13 protein-coding genes are annotated in these 17,570 nt (G+C 61.2%); 10 read left to right on the top strand and 3 right to left on the bottom strand.

The annotated features are described in order from the left end of the window. Positions 1-549: 549 nt before the first annotated feature. Positions 550-1,068 carry an SgcJ/EcaC family oxidoreductase gene (locus tag F6S08_RS16540; RefSeq protein WP_065927722.1) on the bottom strand — a complete coding sequence of 173 codons (519 nt, stop codon included), beginning with the start codon at positions 1,066-1,068 and terminating at the stop codon, positions 550-552. 164 nt (positions 1,069-1,232) lie between these two features. Between F6S08_RS16540 and F6S08_RS16535 the strand changes: the two genes are divergently transcribed. The 5 genes from F6S08_RS16535 to F6S08_RS16515 all read left to right on the top strand — a co-directional run bounded on the left by F6S08_RS16535 (position 1,233) and on the right by F6S08_RS16515 (position 6,493). Next, positions 1,233-2,411, top strand: a complete 1,179-nt coding sequence (locus F6S08_RS16535) for a sensor histidine kinase (RefSeq protein WP_315871915.1) — start codon at positions 1,233-1,235, stop codon at positions 2,409-2,411. Next, positions 2,408-3,061: a response regulator gene (locus F6S08_RS16530; protein ID WP_065927724.1), complete on the top strand. Its 654-nt coding sequence runs from the start codon at positions 2,408-2,410 to the stop codon at positions 3,059-3,061. Before F6S08_RS16535 ends, F6S08_RS16530 begins: the two co-directional genes overlap by 4 nt. Positions 3,062-3,071: 10 nt before the next feature. Next, on the top strand, positions 3,072-5,387 hold the full coding sequence (locus tag F6S08_RS16525; RefSeq protein ID WP_065927725.1) for an ATP-binding protein: 2,316 nt from the start codon (positions 3,072-3,074) through the stop codon (positions 5,385-5,387). Beyond that, the gene (locus tag F6S08_RS16520; protein ID WP_065927726.1) at positions 5,384-5,854 is read left to right on the top strand and encodes a response regulator; all 471 of its coding nucleotides are present in this window, start codon (positions 5,384-5,386) and stop codon (positions 5,852-5,854) included. Before F6S08_RS16525 ends, F6S08_RS16520 begins: the two co-directional genes overlap by 4 nt. Before the next feature lie 111 nt (positions 5,855-5,965). Next, on the top strand, positions 5,966-6,493 hold the full coding sequence (locus F6S08_RS16515; protein ID WP_065927727.1) for a sterol desaturase family protein: 528 nt from the start codon (positions 5,966-5,968) through the stop codon (positions 6,491-6,493). On the opposite strand, the gene F6S08_RS16510 is transcribed toward F6S08_RS16515, so the two are convergent. Further along, complete coding sequence (locus F6S08_RS16510; RefSeq protein ID WP_065927728.1) at positions 6,457-7,788, bottom strand: McrC family protein; 1,332 nt, start codon at positions 7,786-7,788, stop codon at positions 6,457-6,459. The two genes, F6S08_RS16515 and F6S08_RS16510, sit on opposite strands and share 37 nt — an antisense overlap. Next, positions 7,785-9,797, bottom strand: coding sequence for an McrB family protein (locus F6S08_RS16505; RefSeq protein ID WP_315871914.1), 2,013 nt, complete (start codon positions 9,795-9,797; stop codon positions 7,785-7,787). Before F6S08_RS16505 ends, F6S08_RS16510 begins: the two co-directional genes overlap by 4 nt. Positions 9,798-10,059: 262 nt before the next feature. On the opposite strand from F6S08_RS16505, the gene F6S08_RS16500 reads away from it, so the two are divergent. The 5 genes from F6S08_RS16500 (at position 10,060) to F6S08_RS16480 (ending at position 17,453) form a co-directional block, all read left to right on the top strand. After that, complete coding sequence (locus F6S08_RS16500; RefSeq protein WP_315871913.1) at positions 10,060-11,427, top strand: cytochrome C; 1,368 nt, start codon at positions 10,060-10,062, stop codon at positions 11,425-11,427. After that, positions 11,424-11,936: a sorbitol dehydrogenase gene (locus F6S08_RS16495; protein ID WP_074846613.1), complete on the top strand. Its 513-nt coding sequence runs from the start codon at positions 11,424-11,426 to the stop codon at positions 11,934-11,936. Before F6S08_RS16500 ends, F6S08_RS16495 begins: the two co-directional genes overlap by 4 nt. Continuing rightward, positions 11,933-14,146, top strand: a complete 2,214-nt coding sequence (locus tag F6S08_RS16490) for a GMC family oxidoreductase (RefSeq protein WP_315871912.1) — start codon at positions 11,933-11,935, stop codon at positions 14,144-14,146. The genes F6S08_RS16495 and F6S08_RS16490 overlap by 4 nt, the downstream gene beginning before the upstream one ends. Before the next feature lie 164 nt (positions 14,147-14,310). Continuing rightward, positions 14,311-16,608: an AAA family ATPase gene (locus tag F6S08_RS16485; protein ID WP_137213048.1), complete on the top strand. Its 2,298-nt coding sequence runs from the start codon at positions 14,311-14,313 to the stop codon at positions 16,606-16,608. Further along, on the top strand, positions 16,605-17,453 hold the full coding sequence (locus F6S08_RS16480) for an HNH endonuclease (protein ID WP_065927734.1): 849 nt from the start codon (positions 16,605-16,607) through the stop codon (positions 17,451-17,453). The genes F6S08_RS16485 and F6S08_RS16480 overlap by 4 nt, the downstream gene beginning before the upstream one ends. The last annotated feature ends 117 nt before the right edge of the window (positions 17,454-17,570 follow it).

Genomic DNA, 17,570 nt, shown 5'->3' with positions numbered 1-17,570 from the left:
CCGCGTACGCTTCAAAGATCAGGTCGGCTTTAAGGCCGCCTCGCTTTGTTTTTGATCTGGGATCGCCCCGTCAAACACGCTGGCCGAACGCAGGCTTTGGAGCGTGGGTAACCCGGCAGGACGCCGGGTTAGCCGCACTGGGCCAAGGATGGCCCATTGCGGCGGCCCACGCTCCAAAGCCGGAGTGAGGGCACACCGAGCCTAGGCGAGGTGCCGAGTGTTGGGGCGAAGCGTTTTTGGTTACTTTTGGCGCTCTTCCAAAAGTGACCCGCTGTAAGAGCGGAACCCTAAGTGGCCGTTACCGCAGCAACGGATATGTACTCGGTCAAATCCAACGACATGGTCGGCCCGAAGGCCGCCACGGAAGCAAACCACAGACCTCTGAAAGTTGTGTAGATACCTATGACCATCGGAGGCCCCCTCCCACATTTAGGTCGCAGGGCATCAGTTGGATAGGCGTCGGCTCCCGAGCCGTCACAGGAACAATCTCCCAGCCCCAACAAAAAAATGCCCCCCCCCGCCAAGGGATGGGCATTTTCCCTCCAACCATTACTGCTTGGCGTGCTTGGCCTGTACTTCAGGCATCGCCGAAGAATGATGGTTAAGAATTTTCCACTGGCCACCCACCTGCTCATAGACGAAGGTGTAGCGCGCCTGCACCTGACGCACCTTGCCATCCGACTCGGTCAGGGTGAAGGTGTAGACGCCACTGTCCATGGCCACGTTGCTGCCCAGCTGGCGGATCTCGCGGTAGTTGATCTGGCCCACCGGCTTGAGCGCCAGGAAGTGGTCGAAGTAGTCGGTGATCTGCTCCGGCGTCGTGCGCACCTGGTTGGAAACGGTCGGCTGCAACACAGCGCCCGGCGCGTAGAGGTCGACCACGGATTTCGCGTTGCCGGTCTGCAGGGCGCTGTTCCAGCGATCGAATAAACCGGCAATCTCGCGGTCTTTGACATTGGCCGGCGCCTGGGCGACTTCACGGTAGACATACGGGGCCGTCTCGGCGGCATGAACAAACGGTACGCTCAGGGCAAACATCAGGGCGATCGGGGCGATATCGAATTTCATTGCATTACTCCAGTGGTCGTCGTTGAGGCCACTTTGCCAACCTGCCCGCCAGCCGCCATCGGCCAACCGGAGGTATTTACCTATGCCATTTGGCAGATAGCGCCCAAGGGGTCCGACCATGTCTAATAGATCCCCCTCGCGCCCGCAGCAATGGAGCATCAACCATGCATGACACGCCCCATGATCCCGGCAGCGCCCTGGCCATGCGCGCGCACTTTCGCCAATCGCAAAGTCGTACGGCGCGCCTGCGCCTGTTGGTGGATACCGGCCAGGAATTGCGCCAACTGGCCCCCGACGCCATGCGCGAACGCGTGCTCGCGCGGGCCTGCGCGTTTCTGGCCATGGACCACGGGCTGCTGCAGGAGTGGGACGCCGAGGGCATCGCCTATACCAGCGCCCGCCATGGCACCCCGTCGCGCTTGGGCAGCCTGGCCGCCCTCGCCGACCGCAGCCTGCGCACGGCGTGCTGGCAGGAGCGTCCATCCGAGGACGTGCCCAGCGTGTTGCAAGTGCCGTTGCGCGCCGGTGACGGCGATGCCTTTGGTGTACTGGTGCTGGGCAATAGCGTCAGCCTGCGGGCGCCGGAGCACGAAGACAGCGAGTCCCTGCAACTGCTCGCCACATTACTGGCCGCCCACCTGGAAAACGACCGGCTGCTGAGCACCCTCAAGCTGCGCGACAAAACCCTGTCCGACCTGGTCAACCGCTTGCTCCGCGCCCAGGAAGACGAACGCAAACGCGTCGCCTACGACCTTCACGATGGCCTGGCGCAAACCCTGGCGGGCCTGCACCAGCGGCTGCAAGGCTTTGCCGGGCGCTGCCCGCCGCTGCCGGAGGCATTGGCCGCCGACCTGGAGGCGATTCTTACCCTGGCCCAACACTCGGTTGGCGAGGGCCGGCAACTGATTGCGGGCCTGCGTCCCACGGTGCTGGATGATTTCGGCTTGTTCAAAGCCCTCGATAAGGAAGCCGACCGCCTGCGTGACGCCGGCATCAACGTGGTGTGGCAGGCGCACTGTGAGACGCGCTTACCCAGCCAGGTGGAAATCGCCTTGTTCCGGATCGGCCAGGAAGCCATCAACAATGTGCTCAAGCATGCGCGCGCCAGTCAAGTGCAACTGGTCCTGGCGCTGCACGACGGCCAGGCGTCCCTGCGGCTGGACGACAATGGCCGAGGCTTCAAGGCAGAGCCATCAGCAGATGACGTCCAGCATCTGGGCCTCGCCACCATGCAGGAGCGCGCCAGCCTGTTGGGCGGCAGCTTCACCTGCGTCAGCACCGTCGACGGCGGTACCCGGCTGCACGCCCGCGTGCCTGCGCACTTGATTGGAGTCCCGCAATGACCCACGTCCTGCGCCTGGTGCTGGCGGACGACCATGAAGTCACGCGCACCGGCTTTGTCTCCCTGCTGGCCGGCCACCCGCAGTTCGAGGTGGTCGGCCAGGCCAGTGATGGCCTGCAGGCGGTGGAACTGTGCGAACAGCTTCTGCCGGATATCGTCATCCTCGACATCCGCATGCCCGGGCTCAACGGCCTGGGCGCCGCACGCTTGCTGCAACAACGCCTGCCGGCGGTGAAGGTGGTGATGTTCACCATGGACGACAGCCCCGAGTACCTGGAGGCGGCCATGAATGCCGGTGCGGTGGGCTACTTGCTCAAAGACGCCAGCCGCGCCGAGGTGATCCATGCGCTACAACAAGTGGCCGCCGGTGGCGAGGCGCTCAACACGGCGGTCAGCGCCCGGCTGTTGCGGCGCATGACCGAACGCCAGGCCAGCGGTGCCGCCCCCGGCGAACCGCTCACCCCACGGGAACGCCAGGTCCTCGGCTTGGTCGCCAACGGCATGAGCAACCGCGCCATCGGCGAACACCTGGGCATTACCACCGGCACGGCCAAGGCCCATGTCGAGCGGGTGATCGGCAAGCTCGGCGCGGCTGACCGTACCCAGGCCGCCGTGCGGGGCATCGCCTTGGGCCTGGTGACACCCACATGAGGCGGCCCAAATGAGAAAGCGTTGGGCCGACCTGCCGCTGCGCGGCAAGGCGCTGGTGGTGATTTCACTGCCACTGGTGGTGCTGTTGCTGTCCCTGGTGCTGATCTACACCACGGAACGCCAGACCGCCCGTGCCGAAGAGGATGTGCGCCGGGTTTTACGCGTGCAAGGCGATATCCAGGCCGTGCATACCCTGCTCGCGGAAGCCGCCGCCAGTGTGCGCGGTTACCTGCTCACCCGCCGCGAAGACTTCCTGCCCAGCTACCTGAACGCCAAGCCCCAGATCGAGTCGGCCCTGCGCCGACTGGACCGCAACGTACGCGATCAACGGGTGCGCGAGCAGCTCAGCGCGATCAAGCCGCTGATCGACGGCAAGGTCGACGGGCTGGAGGAAATGCTCAAGGACAGCGACGCCACACCGGAGTCCATCAGTGCCATCCTGATCAGCAACAAGCACATCCTCGATGCCCTGCGCCAGCACATCAGCACCATGCTCACCCTTGAGGCGTCGTTGCTGGCCGAGCGCAGCGCCGCCGCCTCCGAAACCCGCCAACGCTTGTTGCTGTCGACCTGGCTGGCGGCGATCTGCGGCTTGTTCGGGGCGATTGTCGCGGTGCTGTTTCTGTCCAAGGGCATTGTCGCCCGGGTGCAGAATGTGCAGCGCAATGCCCAACGCCTGGCCCTGGGCTCGCCGCTGCTGCCACAGCCGCCGGAAAAAGACGAAATCGGCCAGTTGGGCACCAGCCTGGTGGAGGCCGGACTGTTGCTGGCCGAACGCGAACGCGCCTTGCGCGACAACGAAGAACGCTTGCGGCTGATCATCGATGGGGTCAAGGACTACGGGATCTTCGCCCTCGACACGGCGGGCCATGTCACCAGTTGGAACAACGGCGCCGAGCGGATCAAGGGCTATACCGAACAAGAGATAATCGGCCAGCATTTCTCGCTGTTCTACCTGCCCCAGGAATGCCCGCAGCACCCGGACATGGCGTTGCGCGAGGCCACCCGCAACGGTGATTACACCGAAGAAGGCTGGCGCTGCCGCAAGGACGGCACGCGGTTCTGGGCCAGCGTGGTGATCACGGCGCAATACGACGGCACCGGCGCCCTGCGCGGTTTTTCCAAGATCACCCGCGACATCACCGACCGCCGCGCGGCGGAGATCGCCCTGCGCACCGCCCGCGAGGAAGCCGAACGCGCCAGCCGCGCCAAAAGCCAATTCCTGTCGCGCATGAGCCACGAACTGCGGACCCCGCTCAACTCGATCCTGGGCTTTGCGCAACTGCTGGACATGGACGCGCCCAAGGCGCAAAAGGCCGATGTCGGTCATATTCTGCGCGCCGGCCAGCACCTGCTCACGCTGATTAATGAAGTGCTGGACATCGCCAAGATCGAGGCCGGAAGCCTGGCGTTGAATATCGTGCCGATCCCGCTTGCGGGCACCTTGCAAGAGGCGCTGACGCTGGTGTCGCCCATGGCCGCCGACGCAGGCGTGCAGTTGCGGCCGCTGCCGGCACTGGCGGCGGATACGGGCATCGTTGCCGACCGCCAGCGCCTGACCCAGGTGCTGCTGAACCTGCTGTCCAATGCGATCAAATACAACCGGCGCGATGGCCAGGTGAGCCTTGAGGTCGATATCCGTGGACAACGAGTCAGCGTGGCTGTGTGCGATACCGGCAACGGCATCGCAGCCGATCATATGGGGCAACTGTTCAAGCCTTTCGAACGCCTGGGGGCCGACCCGAATGTGGAAGGCAGCGGCCTGGGCCTGGCACTGAGTAAAAGCCTGCTGGAGAACATGGACGGCCGACTCAAGGTGCAGAGCCAGCCCGGCGTCGGCTCGCGCTTCACCCTGGAACTGCCCTTCGTGCGCGTGGCCCACGCCCAGAGTATTGCCACGCCCGGCATCGACACCGAATTGAAGCGCCCTGCTCCCGTCGTCAGCACCTTCGAGGGCAAGGTGTTGTGCATCGAGGACAACCTCTCCAGCCTGGCGCTGATCGAAACCCTGCTGCAACGTCGGCCCGGCATACGCCTGCTGTCGAGCATGCAAGGCCAACTGGGCCTGGACCTCGCCGCGCAGCATGCGCCACAGCTGATTCTGCTGGATGTGTCGCTGCCGGACATCAATGGTTTGAAGGTGCTGCAACGCCTGCGTCAGTCACCGATCACCCGCGAAACACCGGTGCTGATGATCACCGCCGACACCAGCGACCTTACCCGCCAGACCTTGCAGGAAGCCGGCGCCACCGCGGTATTGAACAAACCGATCAACGTGCCGGCGTTTCTCGCCCACCTCGACCAAGCTTTTCCGGAGCCCGCGTGAACCTCGACCTGCGTATCCTGATCATCGACGACCAACGCCCGAACCTCGACCTGGTGGAGCAACTGCTGGCACGCGAAGGGCTGACCAACGTGCTGAGCAGCACCCAGCCGCTGCGCACCCTGGAGTTGTTCAACAGCTTCGAGCCGGACCTGGTGATCCTCGACCTGCACATGCCGGAGTTCGACGGCTTTGCGGTGCTGGAGCAACTCAACCGGCGCATCCCCCAGGGTGAATACCTGCCGATCCTGGTACTCACTGCCGACGCGACCCGCGACACGCGCCTGCGTGCCCTGGCCCTGGGCGCCCGGGACTTCATCAGCAAACCCCTGGACGCGCTGGAAACCATGCTGCGGGTATGGAACCTGCTGGAAACCCGGGTGCTGTACAAGACCTTGCGTACGCTGGTGCCGGCGGACCGGATTGAGTTGTTGCAACGTAGCGGATCAACGGCTATTCGACGCTGCTAGGGCGATTGACTCACAAATCCACCACGTCGCCACGCCGGGATGTTGTATACGGCGGCCCGACACCGGACAATCCCGCGCCCGTCCATTTCGCACTACAGGGATATTCCGCGCATGGCTGCTTCCAATAAATGGCTGATGTCATCGGTTGCTTATTACCTCGATTTCTTCACCGTTCCGCTGTTTGTGGTAGCTGCCCTCTATCTGGCGCCCTTTGAGCCCTGGCTGGCACTGTCGGGCCTGCTGGCCTGGACGCTGGTGGAGTATTCGGCGCACCGTTTCCTGTTCCATTCGCTGTATCGCCGCGAGCATTGGACCCACCATATCGACGTGCTGGCCTACATCGGCGTGTCCAGCTGGAAAACCAGTTCGACCTTCGCCGTGCTGTTGTTGCTCGCCTGGTCCATCGGCCTCACCTCGGCGTTTATCGGCGCGGTGACGGGCTATTTCGTCTACATCTCGCTGCACTACGTGATGCACCGCCCGCAGCATTGGGCCTACGCCTTTATTCCGGGATTGGTGGCCAATCACGACCTGCATCACCGCAAAGGCATCGAGAAGAACTTCGGTGTGTCTTCGCCGCTGTGGGACCATGTGTTTCGCACTTATATTCGGGTTGAGGCGGATGCAGAGCCGGCCTGAGCCCCCTCAGTGCTGATAAATCTCCCCAGGGGGGATGCCTCGGGGAGCAGCAATTTACTGCGCTCAAGGCAAAACGGCAGGATCCAGAGTTTCAAGCCCTCGGCGCTCTTGAAATCGAAAACGGGCAAGGGTTCGCAGAACGACTCTGTCCATGGATAGATCAGAACGGCGTGCCCGGCGTCCTTCAAGTAGAGGTGGGCGTACGCATGGAGCTGGTAAAAGTCGGCCTGGCTGAGCTTGTACTTCTCGAAACGGTTGCCTTTGGCGCGATCCAATAACTTCCATTTGGTGTCGAGCACCATTCGCGGCTGCGTGCCCTCTTGAACCAGCAGGTCGGGCTTCAGGCGGAACCAGTTCTCGTCCTTGTGCACCACCAGGTGCTCGCGGCTGACCTGGGTTTTCAGGCCAAAGCCGTCCTCCAACTGGCGCGCCAGATGCTTCGCCACATAGGCCTCAAAAACCGCCTCCATCGGAAACAACAACGACGGCACGTGATGCTGGCCGGCGCCCGGTACGGGGCTGTTGCCCTGCAGGATGAGCCGCGCCCATTCAAGGGCAGGTTCGTAATATGCCATGCCCCGGTCCAGCCGGATGCGTTTGAAGTCCTGCGCCACATCGGTGGGCAGCGGCACATCAGCGAAAACAAAACACAACTCGCGCGCCAGACGCTGATTGGCGGGCGCGCTGCACATACCCAGTGCTTTGCGCAGGGCCGCATGAATCAGGCGATTTTCAGCACGGTCCGGAGTGAACTCATCGTGCTCGGTAAAGAACCGGTCGCGCCGCACCAGATTCTCCGAGAGGTGACGCGCCATCACCAGCTTGCCGCGCAGGCTGGATAAGTTGGCTTGCCGGGCGGTGTAATCACTGCGCAGCCCTTTCCTGACGACATGCCTGACCGTCTCGAGAAACTGTTGCAGGAACACCTCGAGTAGCGGCATTCGGTCAGCCTGAAGATCGGCATTCAGCGTCTTGAGGTGACGAAAACCGCGCAGGCACTTGAGCATCTCGATCAGTTTCCGGCGCGCCAGGGACGCTGATGTTTCGCTGCCGATCTTGGGCAGGATCTCGATCTGGAAACCGCAAGGTGCACGCAGGACGCCCACATAGCTGGTCACCTGGATAACGCGCTGCCCTCGGCGGCTGGTCAGTCTGAGCCAGGCAGGTGCGTGCTCGTCGGCTTTCAGGCATTGCTCTTCCAGCCAGGCAAATACGCGCCCGGGGATTACCGTTGCGCTCACCCCGTCGCCAGACTCCACCAGCCTGCCGTACTCAAAGATCTGTACGGCACTCATTCGGCGACAGGCTTGAATAGCGTCGAATAGATACCGATGTACGCTTGCGGTATGTTGAAGGTGTCAGCATTCAGGCTATAGCGTGGCCGTAGCGCATACTCGTCCCACTCATCACTCGAACCAAACAGGTTCGTGGCCCCTCTGCCCGACTCAACATCGCGTACAAACTGGAGCTCAGGCGCTTTCTTTTGGTTGTCGCCCAGTACCAGCCTTATTTTCTGCCAATCGTCGAAAAAGTACTCCTCCAGCAGCGGGATGATCCGGGTTCTGAAAAGCGTGGCCAAGGCCCCGAAACGCTGCTCCGAGGACATGCCTTTCAATGGCGTGAAATAGGCATGCCCGATGGTGTGCTCACGGTCATACAACGCTTCGATGCGCATGTTCAGGGCGGTCAACAGTTGTTCCAGGTCAATCTGGTGATCGCCCTTGGACACCGTGACACCCTTCAATACACGGGGATCCGGCATCAGTTCGATGAACTCGAAGCGGCGGCGCAAGGCGGTATCGACCAGCGCCAACGAACGGTCGGCGGTGTTCATCGTGCCGATCACGTCGACGTTCAAAGGCACGCTGAACGGCTTGCCTGAATAGGGCAGTGTCAGTGTCACCGAATTGACCTCACCTTCACGCTTGTCGAGTTCGATCAAGGTGATCAGTTCGCCGAAAATCTTGCTGATGTTGCCTCGGTTGATTTCGTCGATCACCATCGCGTACTGATGCGCAGGGTCCTTCCTGGCCCGCTCGCACAGGCGCAAGAAAGCACCCGGTTTAATCTCATAACGAACGTCGCCGGTGGTGGTCGCATCCGCATGAGCAGCGGTGCTGTCGAAAATCACCGGACGCAGCCCTTCGACAAATTCTTCGTAGCCGTAAGACTGGTGGAAGGTAACGAATTCGAAGCGTTGCGAAGGGTAGTCGGCCTCGAGCAGACGTTGCAAGGTCCAGGTTTTGCCCGTGCCGGGCGGGCCGAAATAGATTTGATTGCGGGTGATGATATTGGCCTCAGACAGCGCACTGTCACCCAGCAATACGTCCTCTTCCATGGCGACAACCTCTTCGATGCGGTACTGATCCGGCCAATAGCCAATGCGGCTGGAACGCTGGCCTCGTTTTGCCGAAACGCCCTGTTTCTGCGCATTGGCCGCTTCAACCAATGCCACCAGTTCAGGGCTCAACTTCTGGTTCAGCGGCACGGCATCCAGGCCGTCAAACGCCAACCATCGGACTTCGACACAATCAAAGCGCACAAACAGTGCCCCCATCGTCGATCCCCGAATGGCGCTTTTTTCTTTCCCGCCGAATACCAACTGAGTGTTGGTGGCTTTCGTGGCCCACCAGTCAAAACCCAACTCATGAACCGCGATGGCAAGACGCACAAACAACTGCGTCATTTCGCTGCTCCACTTTGGCTGCCGTTCTCTGAAATCCTTGCAGCACTGAAAATGCTGCAACAGTTGCGCAGCGTTCGGCGTTGTAATCAAACCCAGTTGTTCGGCCACTTGGTTGTACCCGATTGGGAAATGGTTGATGGCGTGTGCGCTCCACTCGATGATTCCCGAGAAGCCTATCGCCAGGCCTTCTTCGGCCGACATGAGCGCAACAATCGGCGAGTCGTGGTAAGGCCCACGGATTTCGTCGTAGCGCCTGCGCAGGGAGGCATCGTCGAGTTTGGCGTCGACCAGATCGATCTTGACGAAGAAACCGTCAACGGCGTCGATGCCTACGGTGTAGGCCAGCTCCAGGGGAGCATCCGCGTACGGATAGATACGCGACCAGTTGTAGGCCACGAACTTTCTGTTCCACTGGTCTATGGGTCGGCGAATGGTTTTAGTGGTGCCTTGGGGGAAGAGACGCTCCTGTAAAGTCTCAGCCCACCGCTTGGTGATGTCATAGGCGTTGCGCAGTTGGCTGTAAGCGTCGCGATGGGTGGTATCGGTCTTGTCGAAGACCTTTTCGTGCCATTCGCTCAGGCATGCGAATTGGTCATGGGTAAAGTTGGTGGGTACCACGTGCTGAAATTCCTTCCCTTGAAAGTGATTTCATACTGCCATCAGTGCTTAAGGCTTGGATAGTAGCGAGGTCAAAATGTTTACGGAAAGTCGCGCGTCTGCTCCACAGCCTGCTTGGCGATTGTTTTTATTACGAACAAATCTAGCCGCCCATACACCTGCGCTGCCAACCTTATCTACGCTCTAGCCCGTGCCAGGAGGCGCATTGAAGAGTCCATGACGGACCCACTGTCTCCCGGCGCCTGATGCCTAGGAGATACCGATGAGAATGGAAACCCATCGCCCCCGGCCCGGGTTCGGCTGTGCGCTGTTTGGCGCGTTGCTGAGCCCCCTGGTCGTCGCGGCCCCCACGTTGTCTACGCAAATACCCTTCGATGTCACGGCGACCCCGCCCTTTTCCCTGTCCAGCCTGCAAGCCAACTTCGATGAAATGTCGTGGCAGACGTTCATCGCGCTGAACTGGCCGGCCCTGGACACGGGTCAACCCAACAGCGCTGTGCAGATCGGCCAGCAGGACGCGGCCACCGTGTGGGAAAGCTATAAGGAGAGCTATCAGATATTCCTGGCCCAAGGGCAGAAGCCGCTGCCCTTTCATGCGCCCGCCAGCGTTCCGAAAGCCTGTGAAGGCAAGGGTTCCGGGCGCTTGCTGCAACAGATGGGCAAGGTTCCGGATGTGCTCGACGAGTTTATCCAGCCGTTTGAAAGCGGCCCCCTGGTGGACCAGAGCGGCGTGTACACGCGCAATGAAATCGTGGTCAACCAAGCCATGTTCGACGGCATCGTCAACAACGGCCTCTACAGCATCCAGGGCCAACAGGCGTTTTTTGCCGCCAGCCCGACCAATGCCGTGGCGTTCAGTTGCGGTAACCCGAGCACCAGTGAGGTGGGTTCGCTGATGGTCAAGGCCGCGTGGAAGGTGTTGGACGGCAACGACAATCCCGCCAGCTTCCATAGTGTCGATGCCCTGGTGTATACGCCGGGCAACAGCGACCCGAGCAAGGGGCCGGTGGTGGCCGAGTCCTGCGTGGCCGAGCCGGTCGGGCTGGTGGGCCTGCATATCGTGCACAAGACCACCAGCGCGCCGCAGTGGGTGTGGTCGACCTTCGAACACGTCGACAATGTGCCGGAAAAGACCACGCCGCCCGCCGAGCGCAAAGGCCCGTACCTGTTCTACAACGCCAGCAGCCAGGCCGAGGTCAACCAGCCGCCGCCCCGGCCATGGAACCCGGCGGTGAAGGCCACGCCCTCGCAGATCGTGCGCGAGATACCGTTGACGGATGAAACCAAGGCCCTCAACACCACCTACCAGACCCTGCTGCGCACGGTGAATCCCAACAGTGTATGGGCCAACTACCAGTTGATCAGCACCCAGTGGCCGACGCTCAGCGGCCAGCCGCCGTGCCAGATCTCCGCAACCAGGCCGCTGGGCAACCCGGCGCCGTCGTTCCTCGCCAATGCCACGCTGGAGACCTATATCCAGGGCACCGTACCCCAGGCGTCGTCCAGTTGCATCGCCTGTCACGGCAATGCCGCCACCCACGTGACCCAGTCGCCGCGCACCAGCTTCGCGGACTTCACCTACCTGCTCGAACGCGCCCAATCCACCGGTGTGACAAGGAGTCAGCCATGAGTACCGACCTGGACAATTTCACCGGCCTGAGCGTGGTGCTCACCGGCATCGATCAGGAACTGCTGGCGCCCTCCGTGGACCCCATCGGCCTGCCCAACACCTTTCTCAACTTCATCGGCCCGCGCGTCGGCCAAAGCGTGCTCAGCGCCTTGCTGGCCCAGTACGCCGCGCTGGCGGCCGAGCAGGCGACACCGCAGCAAATCGGCACAGCGATCCTGATGCAGAACGGCCAACCGGCACCGACGCAAACCGCCCAGGTGGCACGCGCGATCATGAAGCTCTGGCTGCTGGGCGTGTGGTACCAGCCGTATACCCAGGGCGCGTTCCCGCTCGGCGAGCAAACCGTGGTGAGTGACGAGGCCTACACCCAGAGCTGGGCGTGGAGTATTGCCCAGGCCCACCCCATGGGCTACAGCGAGTTCTTCTTCGGCTACTGGAACAGCCCGCCGCCCAGCCTGGAAGACTTCACCGGGGTTAACGCCAGCACGCAGCCAGGAGCATCGTCATGAGTAGCGAACAAGCAGATGTGGTGATTGTCGGTGCGGGCCTTGCGGGCAGCCTCATTGCCTATCAATTGGGCCTGGCCGGGGTGCAAGTGCTGGTGCTGGAATCGGGGCCGGAGATCCCGCCCAATCGCAACCAGTACCTGGAGCGTTTCTATACCGCGACGTTGAAGACGCCCGAATCACCCTACCCGCCGGTGAGCACCTTGAGCCCGCTGCGCAAGCCGGCCGAACAGAACGCACCGCGCGCGACCATCGCCGACCTGATCAATGACAACTGGAAAAACCCCGAGGTCAGCTACCTGGTGCAAAAAGGCCCGCTGCCGTTCACCAGTACCTATGAGCGCGTGGGCGGCGGCACCACCTGGCACTGGGTCGCCACCTGCCTGCGCATGCTGCCGAATGATTTCCGGATGAAATCCCTGTACGGCGTGGGGGTGGACTGGCCGATCAGCTACAACGACCTGCAAAGCGCCTATTGCCGTGCCGAAGCGGAGATCGGTGTGGCGGCGAACGTGGCCGACCAGGCGTACCTGGGCATTACCTTCCCGGCCAACTATGAATACCCGATGACCAGCATCCCGCTGTCGCTGGTCGATGGCAGCTTCGTCAGCGCGGTGCAGGGCCAGTCATTCGAGGGCCTGCCCCTGGTGGTCAGCCCGACGCCGGCCGGGCGCAACTCGCAGCCGTATGCCGGGCGACGGGTGTGCGCGGGTAACACCAACTGCACACCGATCTGCCCGATCCAGGCCAAGTACGATGCCACGGTGACCATGAACAACGCGCTCAACACCGGCAATGTGCGGGTGCTGTACAAGACCGTGGCGAGCAAGGTCACCGTGGGGGCGGACAACAGCATCAGCGGTATCGAGTTCATCCAGTACCAGCTTGGTGACGGACCACCGACCGGCACCGGCGTTGCGGTGGGGCAACGTTATGTGATCGCCGCCCATGCCATCGAGACGCCCAAGTTGCTGCTCAATTCCACCAGCAGCGCCTGGCCCAACGGCGTGGCCAACAGCAGCGGCCAAGTCGGGCGCAGCCTGGCGGACCACCCGATCTACCTGGCCTGGGGCCTGATGCCCGAGGGCAAGACGGTGTTCCCGTATCGCGGCCCGGTGTCCACCTCCGGCATCGAAAGCCTGCGCGACGGCGCGTTCCGCAGCCAGCGCGCGGCCTGGCGGATCGAGATCGGCAACGAGGGCTTCAACTGGCCGATCGGCGATCCCTACACCACCGTCGCCGACCTGATTGATGGCACCAACGTCAGCAAGACCAACCCGCTGCCAAACACACCGGGCGCGCCCCTGGTGCTGTTCGGCACGGCGCTGGTGCAACAGCTGAACAACCTGCTCACGCGGCAATTTCGGATAGGCTTCCTGGTGGAGCAAGTGGAGGAAGATCCCAATAACGCCAACTGCTATATCGTGCCTTCCGGCCAATACAAGGACCGCCTGGGCATACCCCGCCCGGAAATCCACTACGACCTGTCCGACTACACCAAGGAAGGCTTCAAACAGGCGCGGATCCTGGCCAGCCATGTCATCACCGAACTGCTCGGGGCTACCGAACTGACTGCCGACATCCCGCCCGGGGTGTTCACCTACCAAGGGCAATCCTATTCGTTCCAGGGTGCCGGGCATTTGATGGGCACCTACCGCATGGGGGACGACCCCAAGACCTCGGTGGTGGACAAGACCCAACGCAGTTGGGACCACAACAACCTGTTCCTGGTGGGTGATGGCGTGTTCCCCACTACCGGCACCTCCAACCCCAGCCTGACCATCGCCGCGCTGTCGATCCAGGCCGGCGACACCCTGTGCAACGAGCTCAAGGCCGCGACAGTACAGGTGCAGGCCAACCAGCCATGGCAAGGCACTGGCGTGCAGATCAGCGGCCCGAGCCCGCGCCTGGTGCGGTATGTCAGCAGCAAGTGGCTGGCCAGCCCGGTGGGCGGCCTGGTCGATGGCAACGGCAGCCCCGGGCTGATCGCCAAGGCGGGCTACACCTTGCCGGGAGCCAATGAGGGCGCGCTGATTGGCCGTGTGAGCAGCAGCGGGACACCGTTTCTGGTGGGTGACCTGGCGGAGATTCCGGCGGGGCAGACCGGGGAATTGCAGCTGTGCATCAACGATGATCTGGAGGGGCGTTATGGCATTGGGTTGGGGGATAACCAGGGGGCGCTGACGGTGCAGGTGGGGTTCGGTACCACGTAGGGTCCTGGGCTGCGGGGAAAACCCGCAGCCCATTTTTTTTAGGTGGCTGGCAGACAGTCGAAAATGGCTACTCGCCACTACTTGAATCGATAGGTAAACTTCAAACCCATGCACCTCGGGGGCGGTCCCCGGTCTCTAATGTCATAGGAAACAGGTGGACATTCATGGAAGAAAGTCATATCTGGCTCGGCGAGCTATTAGCACGCGCACAGGCCAGTCAGCTTCAGAGCGAGATGACGGACGCTCAATTCCAGCAGGTTTTGCTCTATGTCCTCGCCGTGCAAATCGTGGACTGGGACAGCCCTAAATGGGTCAAGGAGCGGGAGACTAAGTACTGGGTCTACCACGACACCATTCAGGCCTGCGTGCACATGCTGATGGAGCACTGTGGCCTCGCCGAAAAAATCACTGCATGCGACGAACAGACCTACGAACAGCTATCAGTGCTGTTGGATGAGGTCACGGAGCAACTGGACGGAGAAGAGTGCCTCAACCTGTTCGACGCACTTTTTTATTTTCTTGCCACCCAAGCCCGTTTCGACCGCCGCCATGCCCAGATCAGCGGAGCACTCGCCACCGGCTTGGCGCGCGATGAAGGGCTGATCGACCTGGAGCCCTATAGTGGCGAAGCCTTCGTCAAGCATTTCGACCTCCATCAGGGCCGGTTTGCATACTTGCTTGTTGAAGGTAGCGCGGCCCTACACCACTTGACCCGACTCAGACTGATCGTGCAAGGCGTCAATGCCGAACTGATCCAAGGTCTGCCGAATGACTTCAAACGTGAGGGCCTGTCACTGCTGGATAACCCGGTCGACTTGAAACAGCCCTTCGTCTCACTGTTACAACGGACCGAAGAAGGCACGTTAACGGGGCGAACACTGATGGTGTTCACGCCTGGCCGGACCCCAACCCCCGCCTCCCTGGATAAACTCAAGCAACACCTGTCCAGCAATGACCTGCTTGAAGCCGTGTTCGATTTCACGAGCTATAACGACGCTGGCAACGCCACCCGCTACTACGCCTGGTTGTTGAATAGCCAAAAATCCCAGGCAGACAGAACGTTGTGCATCGACACACGCAAATTGCTGTCTGGGATTCGGGGGGTCAGCGCAGAAGAGCTCGCCTACTTCTCAGCAGCGATTTACCAGATATGGAGGTCAGATGGAGCGTTGCGCTTTAGCCAATACCCTGAGTCGAAGCTGCTGGGTTCACTCAAAGGGCTGTTTGCCCAATGGTTCGACACTGGGTATGAGGATGTCGACGGCGTTTGCGTAGAATTGGACACCAAGGATGTGCTCAGGACCCGCATCGGCGGGACTCGGGTTCCGCCCGTTGATCGAGTACGGGAAATTTCACTGCTCGACCGGCGCCCGCTGGAGCACCTGCTCGCGCAACCAGGCAGCGTATCTTCCTGCACCTACGTCATCGGTAACAATGGTGCCGGCAAAAGCCTGTTGTTGGCTTCTCTGGTTGACCACCTGCAGCAACAGTCCACCGCCAGTGTGGCCATTGTGGTCGGGCCGATTGACCGTTTTCCCTTGGGCAATCGCGAGAAGTATCCTCATTATCGCTACCTGGGCGACCGGACGAGTACCGGGTATTCATCGCAAACCATCGAGCGCAAGTTGATCGACCTGTTGGTCGAAACGGTCGAGATACCTGAGCGCCTGGCGTTGCTGGAAAACCTGCTTGAGCGCATGGGCCTCAAACAGCGCCTGTACCTTGCGCCCAATGGTGCATTCAACGAACTGCTGCGACCACTCGACCTGGCCGCCCAAGTCATTCCCCTTGCCCTCGCGGTCAGTGAACATGTTTCCCTCAAGGGACTGAGTCTCGCATTGAGTCGCCAAGGCCATTCCAACCTGCTGAAATTCACCGACCTCAGCTCCGGCGAACAACAGGTGCTGCTCTTGTTCGCCAAAATCATGGCAAGCGCCGGCCCCGGCAAAGTGCTGCTGATCGATGAGCCAGAAGTGAGCCTGCATGTCGGTTGGCAGCAGTTGCTGCCGAGCCTGTTCAGCCTGATGGCAGAACGTCTGCAAACCCGGTTCGTGATTGCCACCCATTCACCGACGCTGGTTGCCAATGCCAAGGACAACCTGAGCCATTGTTTTATGGCCAAGGACAATCAACTGACAGAAATTGCGCCTGAACAGCGCCACTCAGTAGAGACCATCCTGCTCAAGGGCTTCGAGACCTACACCCCGCACAACCGGGAAGTCGCCGAGCGCTGCGCGGCGCTTGTGACAGAGGCGATTCGAGCAACCAACCGGGGCCAGGCGGGTAAGTATGCCCAACAACATGAAGACCTCAGGAAAGCACTGGAATACATGACAACCATCATGAAGACCTCCGGTGACGCCGAAGACAAGCGCTACCAACAGGACCTGCAACTCATCGACCACGCGAGTCTTGCCATCACCGAAACCTTTGCCCTTGCGCAACAGGCGTTGCCAGCATGACCCGCCCCACCGGCGAGCCGAAGGCAGCGCTCCCCTACAGCGAACAGCGCAAGTTTCTGCACGCATTGCGCAAGGGGGCAAAAGCTTTTGATAAAACTATCTGGGGCAAGCTGGGCGACCCTGCCAAAGCTGACTGTGCGGCGCTCAAAAAACGCTTGCGCGTAGCGCTGAAAAGCCGCCAGGAGCCCAGGTGTTGTTACTGCAAGCGCTGGTTGCTTAACCATGCGAGTGCAGCACCCATCGAACACGTGCTGTCACGCGACACCTATCCTCAATTCGCCTTGCATCCGCGCAACCTGGCGATTGCGTGTGTCGATTGCAATTCGGTCAAGGGCAAGGCCGACTGGGGCAAGTTCCCTGGCGCCCCGGCGCTTTACCCCACGGCAGACGTCATGACCTTCTTTCATCCCCGTCACCATCGCTACGATGAACATATCCGCTTCATCCGTATGGAAACCAATCGCCAGGAGTTCGTCAGCTATCACGGCCTCACGCCCCAAGGACAACACCTGTGCACCCAATTACTCAGCGCTGTGGTCGGTAAGCGCAGCCTTAAGCGCAGCTACCCCGCGCTGGCGGGCTGGCAACGCACCATCGACGACTTGGATGCCCAGGGCGACTCAACAGACCGCCCAGAACTGCAAGCCTTTCGCCATGCCATGGAAATAACGATTGCCGAACGGCTGAACGACGGCGGCAAGGCCAGCGCACTGTGGGTGGTTCCAGATGACGCCACCAAAGATGCTGCACCTAAAACATCGGGCCGCAAACACACTCGGTCACGCAAACAGCAACTCGCTCATGATCCCATTCGCGCTATCCAGGAACAGCTTGCATTCGACTGATCGCGCAGACGTCAAGCTACACCGCAATCTGGATATGTAGCCTCAACACAAAGGACCTGAGAGGTTCGTTACACACGCAACAACAGTCTTTTGTCATCACGCCCATTGATAGCCCCC

Source organism: Pseudomonas sp. JV449 (assembly GCF_032424295.1).
Lineage (GTDB): Bacteria > Pseudomonadota > Gammaproteobacteria > Pseudomonadales > Pseudomonadaceae > Aquipseudomonas > Aquipseudomonas marginalis.
The sequence above is the reverse complement of the archived record's forward strand: the minus strand, read 5'-3'. Positions and strand labels throughout refer to the sequence as shown.

Excerpts from the sequence above, each read along its gene's own strand:
- F6S08_RS16540 (WP_065927722.1), bottom strand. The coding sequence starts at position 1,068 with ATGAAATTCGATATCGCCCCGATCGCCCTGATGTTTGCCCTGAGCGTA.
- F6S08_RS16535 (WP_315871915.1), top strand. The coding sequence starts at position 1,233 with ATGCATGACACGCCCCATGATCCCGGCAGCGCCCTGGCCATGCGCGCG.
- F6S08_RS16530 (WP_065927724.1), top strand. The coding sequence starts at position 2,408 with ATGACCCACGTCCTGCGCCTGGTGCTGGCGGACGACCATGAAGTCACG.
- F6S08_RS16525 (WP_065927725.1), top strand. The coding sequence starts at position 3,072 with ATGAGAAAGCGTTGGGCCGACCTGCCGCTGCGCGGCAAGGCGCTGGTG.
- F6S08_RS16515 (WP_065927727.1), top strand. The coding sequence starts at position 5,966 with ATGGCTGCTTCCAATAAATGGCTGATGTCATCGGTTGCTTATTACCTC.
- F6S08_RS16510 (WP_065927728.1), bottom strand. The coding sequence starts at position 7,788 with ATGAGTGCCGTACAGATCTTTGAGTACGGCAGGCTGGTGGAGTCTGGC.
- F6S08_RS16500 (WP_315871913.1), top strand. The coding sequence starts at position 10,060 with ATGAGAATGGAAACCCATCGCCCCCGGCCCGGGTTCGGCTGTGCGCTG.
- F6S08_RS16495 (WP_074846613.1), top strand. The coding sequence starts at position 11,424 with ATGAGTACCGACCTGGACAATTTCACCGGCCTGAGCGTGGTGCTCACC.
- F6S08_RS16490 (WP_315871912.1), top strand. The coding sequence starts at position 11,933 with ATGAGTAGCGAACAAGCAGATGTGGTGATTGTCGGTGCGGGCCTTGCG.
- F6S08_RS16485 (WP_137213048.1), top strand. The coding sequence starts at position 14,311 with ATGGAAGAAAGTCATATCTGGCTCGGCGAGCTATTAGCACGCGCACAG.
- F6S08_RS16480 (WP_065927734.1), top strand. The coding sequence starts at position 16,605 with ATGACCCGCCCCACCGGCGAGCCGAAGGCAGCGCTCCCCTACAGCGAA.